18 protein-coding genes, 1 tRNA gene and 1 pseudogene are annotated in these 14459 nt (G+C 56.2%); 10 read left to right on the top strand and 10 right to left on the bottom strand.

Features of this window, described 5'->3' with window-relative positions:
• Positions 1–200 precede the first annotated feature (200 nt).
• The 9 genes and pseudogenes from C1720_RS13655 to C1720_RS05660 all read left to right on the top strand — a co-directional run bounded on the left by C1720_RS13655 (position 201) and on the right by C1720_RS05660 (position 6303).
• The gene (locus C1720_RS13655; protein ID WP_158241648.1) at positions 201–545 is read left to right on the top strand and encodes a hypothetical protein; all 345 of its coding nucleotides are present in this window, start codon (positions 201–203) and stop codon (positions 543–545) included.
• A 711-nt stretch (positions 546–1256) separates the two neighbouring features.
• Positions 1257–1310, top strand: a pseudogene (locus C1720_RS14570) (hypothetical protein); the annotation flags it as partial.
• A 39-nt stretch (positions 1311–1349) separates the two neighbouring features.
• Complete coding sequence (locus tag C1720_RS05680) at positions 1350–2360, top strand: tyrosine-type recombinase/integrase (protein WP_369406059.1); 1011 nt, start codon at positions 1350–1352, stop codon at positions 2358–2360.
• Between the two features lie 102 nt (positions 2361–2462).
• A complete protein-coding gene (locus tag C1720_RS12870) occupies positions 2463–2822 on the top strand; it encodes a hypothetical protein (protein WP_146006888.1) in 360 nt (119 codons plus the stop codon).
• A 558-nt stretch (positions 2823–3380) separates the two neighbouring features.
• Positions 3381–4172 carry a hypothetical protein gene (locus C1720_RS12865; RefSeq protein WP_146006887.1) on the top strand — a complete coding sequence of 264 codons (792 nt, stop codon included), beginning with the start codon at positions 3381–3383 and terminating at the stop codon, positions 4170–4172.
• Positions 4162–4491: a hypothetical protein gene (locus C1720_RS05675; RefSeq protein WP_158241647.1), complete on the top strand. Its 330-nt coding sequence runs from the start codon at positions 4162–4164 to the stop codon at positions 4489–4491. Before C1720_RS12865 ends, C1720_RS05675 begins: the two co-directional genes overlap by 11 nt.
• Positions 4492–4596: 105 nt before the next feature.
• A complete protein-coding gene (locus tag C1720_RS05670; protein WP_102283523.1) occupies positions 4597–5271 on the top strand; it encodes a hypothetical protein in 675 nt (224 codons plus the stop codon).
• Between the two features lie 83 nt (positions 5272–5354).
• A complete protein-coding gene (locus C1720_RS05665; RefSeq protein ID WP_102283522.1) occupies positions 5355–5750 on the top strand; it encodes a helix-turn-helix domain-containing protein in 396 nt (131 codons plus the stop codon).
• On the top strand, positions 5722–6303 hold the full coding sequence (locus C1720_RS05660) for a hypothetical protein (RefSeq protein ID WP_146006885.1): 582 nt from the start codon (positions 5722–5724) through the stop codon (positions 6301–6303). The genes C1720_RS05665 and C1720_RS05660 overlap by 29 nt, the downstream gene beginning before the upstream one ends.
• An 18-nt stretch (positions 6304–6321) precedes the next feature.
• On the opposite strand, the gene C1720_RS05655 is transcribed toward C1720_RS05660, so the two are convergent.
• Positions 6322–7095 carry a DUF1883 domain-containing protein gene (locus C1720_RS05655; RefSeq protein ID WP_102283520.1) on the bottom strand — a complete coding sequence of 258 codons (774 nt, stop codon included), beginning with the start codon at positions 7093–7095 and terminating at the stop codon, positions 6322–6324.
• 96 nt (positions 7096–7191) lie between these two features.
• The gene (locus C1720_RS14715) at positions 7192–7704 is read right to left on the bottom strand and encodes a DUF4124 domain-containing protein (protein ID WP_158241646.1); all 513 of its coding nucleotides are present in this window, start codon (positions 7702–7704) and stop codon (positions 7192–7194) included.
• Between the two features lie 101 nt (positions 7705–7805).
• Between C1720_RS14715 and C1720_RS05645 the strand changes: the two genes are divergently transcribed.
• The gene (locus C1720_RS05645; protein WP_102283518.1) at positions 7806–8063 is read left to right on the top strand and encodes a helix-turn-helix domain-containing protein; all 258 of its coding nucleotides are present in this window, start codon (positions 7806–7808) and stop codon (positions 8061–8063) included.
• Positions 8064–8138: 75 nt separating this feature from the next.
• Here the strand turns inward: C1720_RS05645 and C1720_RS05640 are convergent, their stop codons facing one another.
• The 8 genes from C1720_RS05640 to pyrF form a co-directional block, all read right to left on the bottom strand.
• Entirely contained in the window at positions 8139–8897 is a 759-nt protein-coding gene (locus C1720_RS05640) for a reverse transcriptase domain-containing protein (protein ID WP_102283517.1), read from the bottom strand.
• A 369-nt stretch (positions 8898–9266) separates the two neighbouring features.
• Positions 9267–9677 carry a DUF2026 family protein gene (locus tag C1720_RS14415; RefSeq protein WP_146006884.1) on the bottom strand — a complete coding sequence of 137 codons (411 nt, stop codon included), beginning with the start codon at positions 9675–9677 and terminating at the stop codon, positions 9267–9269.
• Positions 9658–9906 carry a DUF2026 family protein gene (locus C1720_RS14410; RefSeq protein WP_102283515.1) on the bottom strand — a complete coding sequence of 83 codons (249 nt, stop codon included), beginning with the start codon at positions 9904–9906 and terminating at the stop codon, positions 9658–9660. Before C1720_RS14410 ends, C1720_RS14415 begins: the two co-directional genes overlap by 20 nt.
• 168 nt (positions 9907–10074) lie before the next feature.
• Positions 10075–10165, bottom strand: a tRNA-Ser gene (locus C1720_RS05625).
• Between the two features lie 33 nt (positions 10166–10198).
• A complete protein-coding gene (locus C1720_RS05620) occupies positions 10199–11110 on the bottom strand; it encodes an SPFH domain-containing protein (RefSeq protein WP_102283514.1) in 912 nt (303 codons plus the stop codon).
• A 38-nt stretch (positions 11111–11148) separates the two neighbouring features.
• Positions 11149–11580 (bottom strand): NfeD family protein, encoded by a 432-nt coding sequence (locus C1720_RS05615; RefSeq protein ID WP_102284528.1) that lies wholly within the window; start codon positions 11578–11580, stop codon positions 11149–11151.
• 482 nt (positions 11581–12062) lie between these two features.
• Positions 12063–13388 carry a branched-chain amino acid transport system II carrier protein gene (gene brnQ, locus C1720_RS05610; protein ID WP_102283513.1) on the bottom strand — a complete coding sequence of 442 codons (1326 nt, stop codon included), beginning with the start codon at positions 13386–13388 and terminating at the stop codon, positions 12063–12065.
• Between the two features lie 124 nt (positions 13389–13512).
• Positions 13513–14349: an orotidine-5'-phosphate decarboxylase gene (gene pyrF / locus C1720_RS05605; protein ID WP_102284527.1), complete on the bottom strand. Its 837-nt coding sequence runs from the start codon at positions 14347–14349 to the stop codon at positions 13513–13515.
• Positions 14350–14459 lie beyond the last annotated feature (110 nt).

The following is a 14459-nucleotide window of genomic DNA, read 5'->3' as shown; positions in this document are numbered from 1 at the left end:
TGCTCCCTAGGAAGGCGCATGCTGTCTTGTCGTAGCGCTTGGCGATGGCTCTCGATACTGCTGGAGTTCGGTAAAGAAGTTCTCAATAACATGGCACGCCTTGCTTGTATAGATCCCTATCCCATTGGCGTTGCCTCCGGTTCGCGCTGCGCAGTAAGCGCCTGCTTGCCTGCAGCCACCAGTGGCTCAATGATTCGCTCATGCAGGCCATCGCCCTTGCCAGCAATGATCGTACGACCCTGAATGCATGGCAGCAGCGCATCAGCTCCTTGCAGAACGTGCGCCTGTCCGGGCGTCAGGGAAAGGTCGTGGGGTTGTCCATGGCCTCCACCGTGGCGTCATTCCTGGCGCCTAAGCTCCTCGGCTACGCCCAATGGCCTGACAGGCTTGTTTTTCGCCCCTGCGCTGTGCTGACGCGCCCGCGCGAATGCCGAGTCGATCATGGCCTATTCATTGTCCGCATCCTGAACCATGGCCTGGAACACGCGCTGCCGCACACTCGAACGGGTCCGATCGGCTCCGGCGCGAATGGTGCAGATGAATGACGCGAAAGTCGCCAAAGCGCTCCGGCAGATTGCGCCGAGGCATCCCGGCGCAGCAGCAATAGAGCTCGGCATCGACAAACAGGCGACGGTTGACTGCGGGAGGCGCCCCCCGCAGGCCAGCCCTGCCGGGCAAAAGGGCCTGAATGCGCTCTCATTGGGTATCTGTCAAAGCGTAGCGGCATGTCATGCTCCTGATCATGCGGCATGAGCAGGATTGGATGACAAACTCTCAGGCTAAGCGTCTGCATCAGGCAAGAAAAAAGCCCGGCCAACGTAAATGGGCCGGGCTTGGCAAGTGGCGGAGAGGGCGTCCGCCGGAATCGAATTTTTGAAGGTTTCTAGTCATCTCCTATTGTTGCGGTAAGTTGCTGAAAATAAAGGGGAAAATACCAAAAACATATATCCAGACGTTTACAGAAATCTACCCTCTAGCGTAAAATTTTGGGCGGGTGTTTGGGCGGGTGGCTATAGGCCCCGCTGCAATCAATTGCAAACCGCTGGTGCGACTCCCAAACAGGGATTCACACCCAAACCAAGATCAACGCACGGAAGGGGCAGGCATGCCAAAGGTAGCCAAGGAACTTTCAGCACTGGAAGTAAAGAATTTGCCCCCCGGTAGCCATGCCGTGGGCGGGGTGGCTGGCCTGACTCTGGAAGTCACGCCCACGGGCGGGAAGACATGGGGTCAGGACGGGCAGCAAGCGCCGGGAGATAGGGCTAGGGGGCTATCCATCAACCTCCCTTGCGGAAGCCCGCAACAAGGCCAGAGAAACGCGGGAAGCCATTGCTAAGGGGGTTGACCCGGTGGCAGAAAAGCAGGCGGCAAAGGCCGCATTGCTGGCGCAGCAAGCCGCCTTGAAGACCTTTGAATGGTGCGCAAGAACCTATGTAGCCGAGCGCAAAGGCGAATGGAAGAACGCGAAGCATCAAGCCCAATGGCTTGCCACGCTGGAAACCTACGCCTTCCCGATCATCGGCAAATTGTCCGTGCAATCGGTTGCACTCGCCCACGTCCTAGACGTACTGAACCAGCCGCAAGCCGACAAGGACAAGGCCCCGCTATGGGATGCAAAGACCGAAACCGCAAGCCGCTTGCGGGGGCGGGTTGAGTCTGTGCTGAATTGGGCATCCATCCACGGTTACCGCGATGGCCTGAACCCCGCCCGCTGGAAAGGCCACCTAGACGCGATCCTGAAGGCCCCGAACAAGATTCAAAAAACCGAACACCACAAGGCCATCCCCTACGCTGAAATGAACCCCTTCATGAAGGCGCTACGCCAGCAAGAAGGCACGGGAGCCCGCGCCCTTGAATTCGCCATCCTTTGCGCCGCACGTAGCGGGGAAGTACGAGGGGCAACATGGGCAGAATTCGACCTGAAGAAAGGGCTATGGACGATCCCCGGCGAACGCATGAAGGCGGGCAAGCCGCACACCGTGCCGCTGTCAAAGCAGGCCCTGCAAGTGATTGCAGCGATTGAACCCACGGCAGGCACTGACCTTGTTTTCCCAAGCCCACGGGGCAAGGTGCTTTCCGACATGACCCTAACCGCCGTCATGCGCCGGATGCAGCTTGAAGCCGTGCCCCATGGTTTCCGGTCAACCTTCCGCACATGGGGCGGGGAGCAAACCGCCTACCCCCGTGACATGCTGGAATTCTCACTTGCCCACACGCTGGAAAACAAAGTGGAAGCCGCCTACATGCACGGCACCCAAATTGAAAAGCGCAGAAAACTAATGCAGGATTGGGCGGATTACATCGATTTACCGCAAGCGCAGGGAGAAAACGTAATCCCGCTAAAATCCGTGAATGGTTGACTATTGACCTGAATAATCAGTCGTATATAATTTAATCATCCCGCAATGGAGTGCAATGGGAAAGCCGCAAGGGCTTTTCATGCACTCCTTTTTTTGTGCCTGATGCCCTTGCAATCAATTGCTGAAACGGTAGAAGGGCAGAAAATGGCAGTGAAGATTTTGAAGAAAGCGGAAGCGGGAACCGCAGTAGAAACCACGGCAAAAACAAAGCCAGAGAAGAAAACCCTAGGGCAGGCAAAGCGCTTGCCTATTGATGGGCTTAATTTTGAACAACCCCAGCGCTTGCGAGTAGGCCACCTTCTCAGCCTGTTTCAAATATCGGCACCGCAATTCTACAAAATGCGGATAGCAGGAAAAATCCCTGAACCGGCGGGGCATTTTGGAACCGGCGTAAGACCAACGCCATTTTGGTTGACTACCCAAATCCGCCCCTTTATCACAGGGGAGGTAAGCAATGGCTAATCACGCCCCACGGGCAGGCAAGCGCCAGCCCAAAACGCTAGTGCGTGAATGCAACGAGCTTTTAGCAGGCTCTGGCCTAGTAGTACGTGACTGGCAATTAAGCGCCGTGGAACCCGTACCCGCATACAAGCGGTTCACGCTAGAAACCGTAGATGGTGACGATTGGGACGAAGTACCCGACATCTACGCATTGCATGCTGAATTGACAGCGAAGCAGGCCGATGCTCCAACAAAGTAGGGACGAAAAAAATCCCGATGCGTTACCCCACGCACCGGGATAAGTCGCCTCTGAGAAGGCATCATGGAATGAACCGCCACCCATATTGTGTTCGCCCAGATACTTCCGAGCAAATGGAGAAAGTGACACCTACCAATCGAACCGATGCCGAAAAGTGGCACGTAGTTTGTGCCAAGTGGCACGCACCAATCGAAACGGTAAACCGCATTCAAACGACAAGAAACCCCCGACCGGCTACCACAAAAACCTGATTCTTTGATGCCCGAGAACAGGCCCAAAAAGGGAGTGGCACGGACACACCTAATCGAATCGTAGAAGCCATGAAGAACCCTCCCGAAACCCTGAAGGCAGGTGCCTTCCCATACCACGATTGGCCCGAGAAAGTACCCCCTTCACAGCAGCTTGTGGCCCTGTACCTGACCCTTCCAAGCCACAGGGAGAACGTGCACCGGATGGTGCAGCTACTGAAGGCGGGAGCCACTGCCAAAGACTTCATGAATCACCCGCATTTGGGACTGCGAAAGCTGGGGAACTGGCACAAAGACCGTGCTAAGTCATTTGCACGCGCAGCCCATCGCGGCCCCCATTCTCCCGAGCTTGAAGTATGGCCCGCTATCGCGTGGCATTTGGGGCCATGCCCCCTTATGGGCCGTCAAGCGTCAGTGCATCGCATAGATGATCTTCAGTCTTACACCATTGGTTTTTTGGAGTGGGCAGATAAAGGGGTGCAGGCAGTAGAGAAGGCAGCAGACAAGCCGGAATCCGGCTGCAAGGTGAAATGGCAAGGCAAGTACATTTCCGACCGCCAGCTAATTGACAAACTCAAGTCATTGGGCATTGTCAAAACAGAATTGAGCGTTCGCAAGTTTCGCCAGAATAACAAGGCAAAGCACCCCAATTTAGACGCTTTGCATGAAGCCATGCTTCAAAAATGGGGAGCGCTTGAAGCTGCACAAGCCAAACCCTTCAAATATCTTCCTGATTTTTTGGGGGATGCTCTCCCGGTATCTGGCATACATCCTGTCTATGAATGGGGAGCGCCTATTCAAGGTTCACAAAGCCCTGAGATTGTCTCCGCTGGAAATACAGAAAAAAGTTGCCTTGGAGCTTGAAGCTGATATTTCAAAGACGCTTGCCCGCCTTGGCAGTGAAGCCAGCGGCTACAAAGACAGCTTGGAAAATAAGCTTCAGATAGTTCAAGGGTTCATCCGCAAGGTAAGAGAAAAAATCAGAGATATGACCTATAAAAAGGCCGATTATCTGAACTCCATGAATATCTCGGATGATCCCGATCAGCAATTTCAAATGACGCCTGTAGGATTTCACCATAAGCCAGAATTATCAGCGCCGCCATCAATGAAGCCGAAGCAACCGATAAGTATTGCGGGAGATGCTGAAGTGAATGCGGCTTTGAAAGAACTTGGCTTATAGCGCATGATGAATTTGCAATTGATTGCGGCGACTTCAGATATTTGATATAAAGTGCATAATCAATTAAAATAATCTCCATGCACATATTTTGCACAAGGATTAATCATGAAAGTCAAAGCTACAGCAAAAGAACTGAAAAACGCTGATGTGCGCTTCATTTCTCTGGTCAAACGTGGCGTAAACCGCATTCCGTTTCGCATCCTCAAAACTGACAAGGGGGAAAATCAAATGATCGACTTGGCAAGCCTGAGCCCTGTTTTGAAGGGCGATAAAACCGAAGCCCCCGCGAAGAAGGCGTATTCGCCCAATTTTGCGCAGATTCTGGGGGCAAGCGTTGCCCGTGACATCGGCACACCACCCCTTAAGATTGCCCCCGCAAAGCCCGTGCAATCAATTGCAGGGACGAACCCCGAGAGTACACACGCACAGGCCAGCGGGGGCAAACCTACCCGGCAAGCATTCAACACGCCAAAGGAACCGCTACGCGCTGAACGCGGCAATGTGGTTGAGTTCAAAGACCTTCAGGCCGCAATCAATAGCGCCCTGAGCAAGCAACGCGATGAAGAGAAAGCCCGCGCCTTCAACGAATCGCGTAGCGCCTTTGCACGCCTAGCACCGACCAAAAAAAGCGACGTGCAAGGCGGGGGCAGCGGTAACGCATGGGGCTTGCGCAATCTTGGCGGCAAGCTGGCAGCGTCCGTATTGAACAGCGCCACCCGCAAGGGGGAAGGCCAGCCGGTAGGCAGTAGCGCCCTTGATGTCGCCTTTGGCCGTCGATAACCGGCATCCTGCAATCAATTGCAGGCAACACCAGCGGGGGGCAGAAATCCCCCTGCGTTGAAGTTTCTTGAAGAATTTTGAACATGGCAGACCTAACGCCCAAGCAGCAGGAAGCCGCCGCCCTCATTGCATCGGGTAAGACCCAGCGGCAGGCAGCGGAAGCCGTGGGCGTATCGCCTCAAACGCTTACCGCGTGGGCAAAGAAAGAAGACTTTCAAAGGCATGTGCAGGCCCTGTTACAGCCCGCCCATGAAGGCGTGCAAACAGCCCTGCAAGGGCTTCACCAGCGGGCAGCGGAAGTGCTGGCAAGCCTGCTAGAGACCGCACCCCCAGCAACCAAGCTACAGGCCATCCGCTTGATTTTCGAGATCAACAAGGCCACGCCACCAGCGCAGGATGCCGCTTCAAGCTATGAAGAATTCATGAAGCACTTCGGACAAGGATTGACCCATGCAAGCCAGCCAAAGCACCACCATTGAAGCCAGCACCGGCACCTGCATTACCCGTCATCCATCCTTACCCGCATCCATGCGCCGGGAAGACTTGGACGCACTGAAGGCACAGCAGGCACGCATGAAAGGCGATTGCAATGGCCATAGCCCAGCTACACGCGCCGCCATGGCATGGCTTATCACTGCGAACGCGCCACAAATGCGGTCAAGCCAGCTTGCAACGTGGGCCGATCAGCAGCTTTGGGAGGGGGCAAAGGCAGCGCACAAAGCGAACCCCGAAGCCCTGCACACGCTGCCCGAAAGCATCCTGCAATCAATTGCATGGGGGGAAGCCGTAGCTCTGCAATGGGGGCTTCGCAAGCAGACCCAAAGCCTACCCGTGGGGCTTGACCCTTACGCCATCATCAACAACGCTTGCCCCGGCTTCGGCACTGCCATTGCTGGCCTTGTCCACAAGGTGAAGCTATCCCCGCTGGATGACCTGCAATGGCGGCAACTCTCCAGCACTGAAGCCCTCTACAAACCGACCTTTAAAAACTGGCTTTGCCTACCTTGGTTGCCGGATCAGGTGGCAATGTAGCCCCCCCAAGGCAACAAGTTAGCTACCTTTGATTAGCTCCGCGATTTCCGCTGCTATCTCATCGATAGTGTGCGTGGCTGTGTTCCGAGCCAACTTATCAGCCAGCGAAGGACTGTAAGAAATCACTTCTTGCTTGCTGATTTTGTGCCAGATGGGGAGCAAGACTTGCTCACCAGTCACAGAGCGGGTCACGATCCCGTCAAGTTCGTGGTTGGTCCAGCCCTTGCCAAGGAATGAGGGCGATAACACCACCAGACCAACGCGACTATTTGCCAGTCCCTCGTCGATCTTGCGGCGTAAGCTGTCACCGATACGGAGTGTAAATTCGTCGTACCACACTTTCAGCCCATGGGCTTGCAAAGCCGCTGCCATGGGGCGGGCGATCTCGTCCTTATCCTCCGATGCGTGTGAGATAAAAACATCGTAGCTCTGCGTAGACCGCTCATACACCGGGGCAGGTTCCGGGCGAACCAAACTCGGAACACTTGAAAGTGGCGCTTCGCGAATCGTTGGCAATGGACTCGGCAATACCCGAACACTGTGGCTCACAGAGCCCCCCATCCCCTGGAGGTCAATCGTGACGTACCAGCGGGTAGTTCGTGGCACTTGAAGCCGGACAGGGGAGCGCTCTGCCAACCCGCCATAGTAGGTGTGTTTGGCACCCCGCTTGTAGTTGTTGTAGTTGGATGAATCCATCAACCGCACATTGGCAGCATTGCCTTTTAGCGTGACCTCGACTATTTGCCCAGACTGGAGCTGCCCCAAGTCGTAGTACGAAAACTTATCCGCCATTGCCTCTTCCCTCCTTGGATGTTGCAGGTTGAAGTTATATGATACACATGGCAGCGGAAGGCCAGGGCTTCAAGTGCGTCAACCGGAGGAAAAACCCTAATAAGCGTTTACGCTTTCAACTATGAAGCCGCCATACACAATGCCCCGAGCGTTGTCCGGTACAGTGGCCCTCTCATAGCTCAGTTTAAGCCGTGCGCGCTTGCGTCCATCAGTCGTCGGGACGTTGAAGTAGTGAATCTCGCGCCCACCAATGTTCTGGACAGATGCAGGATCGCCCAAGTTATCTGTGACGAAGCTACGCGGCTTGCCACGTAGGAGCCTAGGGTAGGTGTCAGCCTCGCACACTTTGTGCTCAAGGCATCCACGCAGTAGCTTCGCGTGCTGCCCAAGTTCCTCGACCTCCTCCCGCTTCTGCGCTTCACGAATTTGCCTCTGCTGTGCTTCAAAACGAGAGTGTGAGTCGTCCACCGTCTTCTGTGTGCCGGTAGTACATGGGCTCTGTTGATAGATCGTTTTGCCATCGGCACCCGTGCAACGGTACACGTCCGCATGGGCTGAGCCCACACCCCAGGCCATGGCAGCAGCGGCAAAGAAGATTTTCATGTTCATGTCTGAACCTCCATTTCTGAACGCATGTAATTTTGCCGCATATATACGGCAAACTGCGCCCCTCGACAGCCGAACCTTGCTCAATATTTTGAGCAAGCAACTTGGAACCAGATCAGGCATTCGGGCAGGCACTGCGCAGCCTGCGAACAAAGAGGAAGTGGACTCAGACCGACTTGGCGTTACGGGCTGACGTTGACCGCAACTATGTATCGTTGATCGAGCTTGGCCGGAACAGTCCGAGCGTGCGCCTGATGTTCCGACTATGTGACGCCCTCGACATCACGCCATCAGACATGCTCAAGGACGTTGAACGCCGGATGCGGATGCAGGCGAAAGCCCGCTCATCTTCTGTCAATTGATGCCATCCCCAGGCATCACGCATGGCCCATTGATGGGTGGCACCGTAAAGGCGTCCGCCTTAAATCGGCGGCAAATTACATTTCAAAATCAATCGCCTGATCGTAGTTCACGGAACGGATGTAGCTGCCGATCCCTCTTTTGACATGAAAATTATCTGTGGCAAGGAAGTTTTCATGGAATTCATGCAATTTTTCAGCATGAATTTCTATTTTTGACTTTGAAATGTCAATGTTAAAAGCTGTAATTTTGTCGCTAGGCCCTTGGGATTTTAGTTCATTGAATTGAAAGTGGGACTTTTTTGCCGCCAAATGAACATCTGAAATCGCCTCGTTTATCAAGCTGAGATCGTTGCCAGAAATAACCAGATCGTCAACGTAAATACTTACCCGAAGGCCCCGCCCGCCAATATCTCTCAGACATCGCCCTAAAGCGCTATCGTAAAAAGCTAGCGATGCTAACAAAGGCGACTGAACAAATCCATAAGGCAGCATGTACCTGCCTTTTTCGACGGGATGTTGAACAGTGCTATCGTTTGCCATTTCCCTCGCATGCGCATAACCAAAGAAAGGTTTCAGGCTGCGGGTTATCCTGGAGCGATTGACACTGCCGAAAAAATCTTTAATGTCGAGATGGCAAAATATGGCGCTATCCAAATGCAGCTTGAGAGCTTCGACATGCCCTCCTGAGCGCAAATGAAAATAATTATCGGGGGGTGTCCAAGCCTCTCGCACAGACTTTTTTATCTGAGCCCCAATAGCTATTGCTTCATGCGAAGGATGGTAAATCCACTTGCCCGGCTTTAATTCGAACTTGTGAATCCATTTTGGATGCATAGAAATGATAGTTAGAAGCCATGTCTACGAATGCAGCTGCAAGACGGCAAATGCCGCCGAGCAGATTTATGCAAGCGCAGACTAGGCGATGGTGTCTGATCTTTTTCATCATAATCATCTCCTTAATCATTCCCTGGCTAACCTAGCGCAAAGCGCATGGAATCAAACCAACAATATGATGCGAAGGAATATCGGAATATTACTAGCATCATCAGATATATCACTTAGTGACACTCAGATTAAGGACGTAGACGAGGCCGCCTACCGCCAGGGTGAGCCGACTGTAACACGACAGTCAGTAGTGTCAACACGCACCGCGCTGCCTCGTTGATTGATGTAGGTAGCCGAAGCGCGCATGACTCGTCAACGTCACCACACGCCCGTGATGGAGGGGGCGTAGGTAACCAATCGTTTCGGCTGACCGTGGCTGTCGCCCATCATCATTTCCTTCAAAGCCTTTGGGGGGCGCCTGAACCACGCTGCACACACGTTCGCAAGGTCGATTGAGCCCGCCGATTGGCCGTCAAGCAGCGATTCGGCAAGCGCGGAATCATGCTCAAGGTAAATGTCTCCGACCCGCTGTAGCTCGTTGATGTCGGACTTCCGTTCAGCCAATGGCCTCTGAAGCATCCAGCGCGGCAAATCCAGCGGGTGCCCGTCTTCCTTGAAGGCTATGCCCATGATGGGAGCCATGAAGTCAATCAGCCAATCTTGGCAGTCGACCCACGCATGAAATGCTTGCCTGTCACTTTCTGGCCCGTCACCCATGCGGCCATACATGGCGACGGTTGAGCTTTCTCGTCAACCAGTCAACCATCATCCCCATGAATCCGGCGCTGATCGTGGCAGGCAGCTTGTAATGCTCCCGAAGGATCATCGTTCCAGCGATGGTGAACAGGATGCAGGCCCGATGCGTGCGAGCAACCTCGCTTGCCTCAAGAACGCTGTAGATGACCTGATAAATGCGCTGGTAGTCCGGCAGAGGGAGTAGGGGGCGTTTGTGCTTCATGCTGCCACCTTACATCGAGTCATTGCGCCTGCAACGTCACCGCTGCAATCAATTGCAGGCATTCCACTACACATGCATCCTACCGGGTTGACTTTGGGCGGGTGTTTGGGCGGGAATGCAACCCCTTAAATAAAAACCCTAAGTGAATCAATCACTTAGGGTTGTATATGGCGGAGAGAGCGGGATTCGAACCCGCGGTAGGCTATTGACCTACACACGCTTTCCAGGCGTGCGACTTAAACCACTCATCCATCTCTCCTGAATGGGGGAAAACGGCGAATTCTAGCGGCTTTCAGCTCTTGTTGGCCTGCACCATTTTCATGGCGGAGCTGATGAGGGCCGAAACCTCCGTCATATTGCTGGGTACCACGAGCGTGGTTTTGGCGTCAAAGGCCACGCGGCTATAAGCATCCACGGCCTTTTCGGCCACTTTGAGCTGCACAGCTTCCTGGCCGCCCGGCTGGCGGATGGCTTCGGCCACGCGCATGAGAGCAGCGGCCGTGGCGTTGGCCACTTCGGTAATGGCGGCCGCTTCGCCTTGCGCGTTGTTGATTTGCGCCTGCTTTTCGCCTTCTGACTTGGCAATGGCAGCCTGTTTCTGGCCTTCGGCCAGGTTGATTTGCTCTTGCCGCTTGCCTTCAGACGTGGCAATGACGGCGCGCTTTTCGCGCTCGGCGGTGATTTGCGCCTGCATGGCGCGCAGGATTTCGGCGGGCGGCGTCAGGTCTTTGATTTCATAGCGCAGCACCTTCACGCCCCAATTGAGCGCGGCTTCATCCACGGCTTCCACCACCTTGGCGTTGATCATGTCGCGCTCTTCAAAAGTCTTGTCCAGCTCCAGCCGGCCAATCACGCTGCGCAGCGTGGTTTGCGCCAGTTGCGAAATGGCCATGACGTAATTGCTGGAGCCATAGCTGGCGCGCATGGGGTCTGTCACCTGAAAGTAAAGGATGCCGTCCACTTGCAGCTGCGTGTTGTCGCGCGTGATGCAAACCTGGCTGGGCACATCCAGCGGAATTTCCTTGAGGCTGTGCTTGTAGGCCACGCGGTCAACAAAGGGGAGGATGGCGTTGAAACCAGGCGAAAGCGTGGCTTCGTATTTGCCCAGGCGCTCGACAATCCAGGCGTTTTGTTGCGGCACGATTTTGATGGTGAATTTGGCGGCGATGACGACGACAACGAGCGCGATAATGGCGATTTCCATGATGGCCTTTCTGGCTGGGGTTGAAGAAAGCGGATGAATCAGACGGGATCAACCAGCAGGCGGCTGCCAACGATTTCGGCCACGCGGTGCGGCCCCGGTGCGGGCGCGGCGCCCGGGCGGCAAATGGCCGTCCACGGCGCGCCACGGTAGCGCACGTAGGCGGTGCCATCGGCCTTCCACGCGCGCACTTCCACTGTTTCGCCAATATCGAAATTCACGCTGGGGTCTGCGCCCGGCGAAAGATCGCGCCCGCGCCGCTGGCGTATCCAGTAACAGGCAAACACCGCTGCGGCGCTGACGATGGCGGCCGCCGCCATTTGCGCCGTTTGCGACAGCCCCAGATGCGCGGCCACAGCCCCTGCCGTCATGCCAATGGCCAGCATGAGTAGGTAAAACGTGCCGGTGAACATTTCAGCGGCCACCAGAAGACCGGCGGCAATCCACCAGGCAGCGAAATCAGATACGGGCATGACGGACTCCTTTTCGATGAGAACGGGTTGCAGAAAGAAGCACAGGCGCGATTTTGACATCTTATGGCCATCCGCAACACATTCGCGGCATATTTGTCAGGCAATTGCCATGCTGGCGTCGCCATGCAGAAACATGCCTTGCGCAGCTGCGGCAGGGCTGGGCCTGCAGCGAAACAGGATATTTGCTCCTATTCTAATAGCGAGATGTCCTAGTAGAAACTGCGCAAAACAGCGTTTTTCTCCCTATAAATTTGCTTCTATTTTTGACGTAGCGTGGCTGGCCGCCAGGTTCGGTCCGCGTCTTGGCGCCTGTTCAGCATCTGGCCGCAAGGGCAAAAGAGAAGAATCGGGATGGCGGCAGGGCGCTAACCGCCTAACCGCAGTTGGTGATGCCCCTTTTGCGGCCCAGCGAGGCGCTTGCGACGCCGCAAACCATCCGGGTCCGCGCTTTTCACGCCTGCGGACAGACTCTGAACAGAATCTCAGTCTTTCTTGCCAATGGCCGTCTTCAGAACCAGACCCAGCACGAAACCAGCCGTGGCCGGCAGCAGCCAGCCCATGCCAATGTCGTAAAGCGGGAAAATGCTGTTAATCAGTGCGGCCGTTTCCGGCGCGAAGCTGAAAGCCGCCTTCCAGGCGTCCAGCACACCCACGACCAAAGTGGCAAAAATGGTGCAGACATAAACAACCCGGCTGCCGCCAAACCAGTTGTTCAGGAAAGCCAGCAAGATAATGACCACCGTCAGCGGGTAAAGCAGCATCAGTACTGGAACGGAAATGCTGATAATTCCTGAAAGCCCTTTGTTGGCAAACGCCATCGAAACCAGCGTGAAAATCACGACAAAGGTTTTGTAGGAAATGGCCGGCAGCAGGCGGTTGAAATATTCGGAGCAGGAAATAATCAGCCCCACGGCAGTGCTCAGGCAGGCCAGAAACACGATCGCGCTCAGCAAGACATTGCCGCCCATGCCGAAATAATGCTGCGCGGTTTTTGAAAGCACGGCGGCGCCATTTTCCTGAAGGCCCAGCCCGGCCACACTGGTTGCGCCCATGTAGCCAATGAGCAGATACACCACGGCTAGGCAGGCGGCGGCCACGGCGCCCGCAACAGTGGTGGTGGCCAGCAGCTGCGCGCGGTTGCGCACGCCCAGGGCGCGCGCGGCGTCAATCACGATGATGGCGAACACCAGCGAGGCCAGCGCGTCCATCGTCTGATAGCCCTCGAGCACGCCCGTGACGAAGGGCCTGTCTGCAAAACCGCCTTGCGCCGCCTGCAATTCGCCCATCGGGTTGAAGGCCGCGTAGCCCACCAGCACGGCAATGGTGGCCAGCAGCGCGGGCGTGAGCACTTTGCCGATGCGGTCTACCAGCTTGCCGGGCGAAATGGACAGCCAATAAGTCACGCCAAAGAAAAAGGCGCTGAATATCGCCAGCGCCACGGTTTTGTGCTCTGGCCCGATAAAGGGCGTGACGCCGATTTCAAACGTGACGGTTGCCGTGCGCGGCGTGGCAAAAAGCGGGCCGATGGCCAAATACAGCACGGCGGCAAAAGCCACGCCATACCAGGGCGTGACGCGCGAGGCCAAATCCTGCACATCGCGCGAGCCGGAATAGCCGATGGCAATCACGCCCAGCAGCGGCAGCCCCGCGCCGGTCAGCAAAAAGCCTGACATGGCCGAAAGCCAATTGCTGCCAGCCTGCTGCCCCAGAAAAGCCGGAAAAATCAGGTTGCCCGCGCCAAAAAACAGGGCGAACAGCATCAGGCCCACGGCCCAGAGTGAAGGTTTTTGGTTTTCAGGCGCGCTCATTCATGTCTCCTGTTATTTCAATCGGGTTGTCAAAAAATCCATCCGGTCAGGAATGGGCAGATAAGAAAACGTTTTCGGGAAAATGCTTTTGAAAAGCGCTGCCCTCAATCTTTTTCATGAACCTTCACAAAACCGCGCCCGCAGGCAGGGCCGCTTGCAGTTGCGCGCGCGTGGCCAGCGCGGCGGCGCGGGCAGCGTCGGCAAAGTTGGCGCCGCTGCTGGCGTAAAGAATGGCGCGGGAGCTGTTGATGACCACCGGCCCGCCGGGGCGCCAGCCGGCGCGCACGGTGGCGGCCGCGTCGCCGCCTTGTGCGCCCACGCCCGGAATGAGCAGGGGCAGCGCAGGCGCCATTTCGCGCACGCGCGCCACTTCATGCGCGCGCGTGGCGCCCACCACCAGGCCCAGCTGCCCGTTCACGTTCCACGGCCCTTGCGCCAGTTGTGCCAGGTGCTCAAACAGGCGCGGCTGGCCGGGCAGGGCCAGCGGCAGGGCTTGCAAGTCGTCTCCGCCGGGGTTGGAGGTGCGGCACAGCAAAAACAGCCCTTTGTCCGCGTAGTCCAGATACGGCTCGATGGAGTCAAAGCCCATGAAGGGCGAGAGCGTGACGGCATCGGCGCCGTAGCGCTCGAAGGCTTCGCGCGCGTATTGCCGGGCCGTGGCGCCAATGTCGCCGCGCTTGGCATCCAGAATGACGGGCACGCCCGGCGCGGCCTGGCGCACGTGCGCAATCAGGCGCTGAAGCTGGCGCTCTGCGCCGTGTGCAGCGAAGTAGGCGATTTGCGGCTTGAAAGCGGCGGCCACGTCCGCCGTGGCGTCCACAATGGCCGCGCAGAAGTCAAAAAAGCTTTCCGCCGCAGGCGTCATGCCGGCCGGAAAGCGGGCGGGGTCCGGGTCCAGCCCCACGCACAAAAGGGACTGCCTGGCCTGGCTGGCCGCTGCGAGCATCTGGGTAAACGTCATGCGGCCGGATTCTAGGTTTGGCGCTTTCGCCGTAATTTCGGGCATCCATGCCTCGCAAGCCAACCCAAAAAGCTGGCGCGCCCGCCGGAGAGCATCAAAAAAAGAAGCAA

It is taken from the genome of Ottowia massiliensis (assembly GCF_900240305.1).
In the GTDB taxonomy this organism is placed as follows: Bacteria; Pseudomonadota; Gammaproteobacteria; order Burkholderiales; family Burkholderiaceae_C; genus Ottowia; species Ottowia massiliensis.
The sequence above is the reverse complement of the archived record's forward strand: the minus strand, read 5'-3'. Positions and strand labels throughout refer to the sequence as shown.

Coding starts and splice junctions, on each gene's coding strand:
- C1720_RS05615 (WP_102284528.1), bottom strand. CDS start 11,580: ATGCCCGTATCTGATTTCGCTGCCTGGTGGATTGCCGCCGGTCTTCTG.
- C1720_RS14415 (WP_146006884.1), bottom strand. CDS start 9,677: ATGTATGGCCGCATGGGTGACGGGCCAGAAAGTGACAGGCAAGCATTT.
- C1720_RS12865 (WP_146006887.1), top strand. CDS start 3,381: ATGAAGAACCCTCCCGAAACCCTGAAGGCAGGTGCCTTCCCATACCAC.
- C1720_RS05620 (WP_102283514.1), bottom strand. CDS start 11,110: ATGGAAATCGCCATTATCGCGCTCGTTGTCGTCGTCATCGCCGCCAAA.
- C1720_RS05640 (WP_102283517.1), bottom strand. CDS start 8,897: ATGCATCCAAAATGGATTCACAAGTTCGAATTAAAGCCGGGCAAGTGG.
- C1720_RS05670 (WP_102283523.1), top strand. CDS start 4,597: ATGAAAGTCAAAGCTACAGCAAAAGAACTGAAAAACGCTGATGTGCGC.
- C1720_RS13655 (WP_158241648.1), top strand. CDS start 201: ATGCAGGCCATCGCCCTTGCCAGCAATGATCGTACGACCCTGAATGCA.
- C1720_RS05655 (WP_102283520.1), bottom strand. CDS start 7,095: ATGGCGGATAAGTTTTCGTACTACGACTTGGGGCAGCTCCAGTCTGGG.
- C1720_RS05660 (WP_146006885.1), top strand. CDS start 5,722: ATGCAAGCCAGCCAAAGCACCACCATTGAAGCCAGCACCGGCACCTGC.
- C1720_RS05665 (WP_102283522.1), top strand. CDS start 5,355: ATGGCAGACCTAACGCCCAAGCAGCAGGAAGCCGCCGCCCTCATTGCA.
- C1720_RS14715 (WP_158241646.1), bottom strand. CDS start 7,704: ATGAACATGAAAATCTTCTTTGCCGCTGCTGCCATGGCCTGGGGTGTG.
- C1720_RS14410 (WP_102283515.1), bottom strand. CDS start 9,906: ATGAAGCACAAACGCCCCCTACTCCCTCTGCCGGACTACCAGCGCATT.
- brnQ (WP_102283513.1), bottom strand. CDS start 13,388: ATGAGCGCGCCTGAAAACCAAAAACCTTCACTCTGGGCCGTGGGCCTG.
- C1720_RS12870 (WP_146006888.1), top strand. CDS start 2,463: ATGCCCTTGCAATCAATTGCTGAAACGGTAGAAGGGCAGAAAATGGCA.
- pyrF (WP_102284527.1), bottom strand. CDS start 14,349: ATGACGTTTACCCAGATGCTCGCAGCGGCCAGCCAGGCCAGGCAGTCC.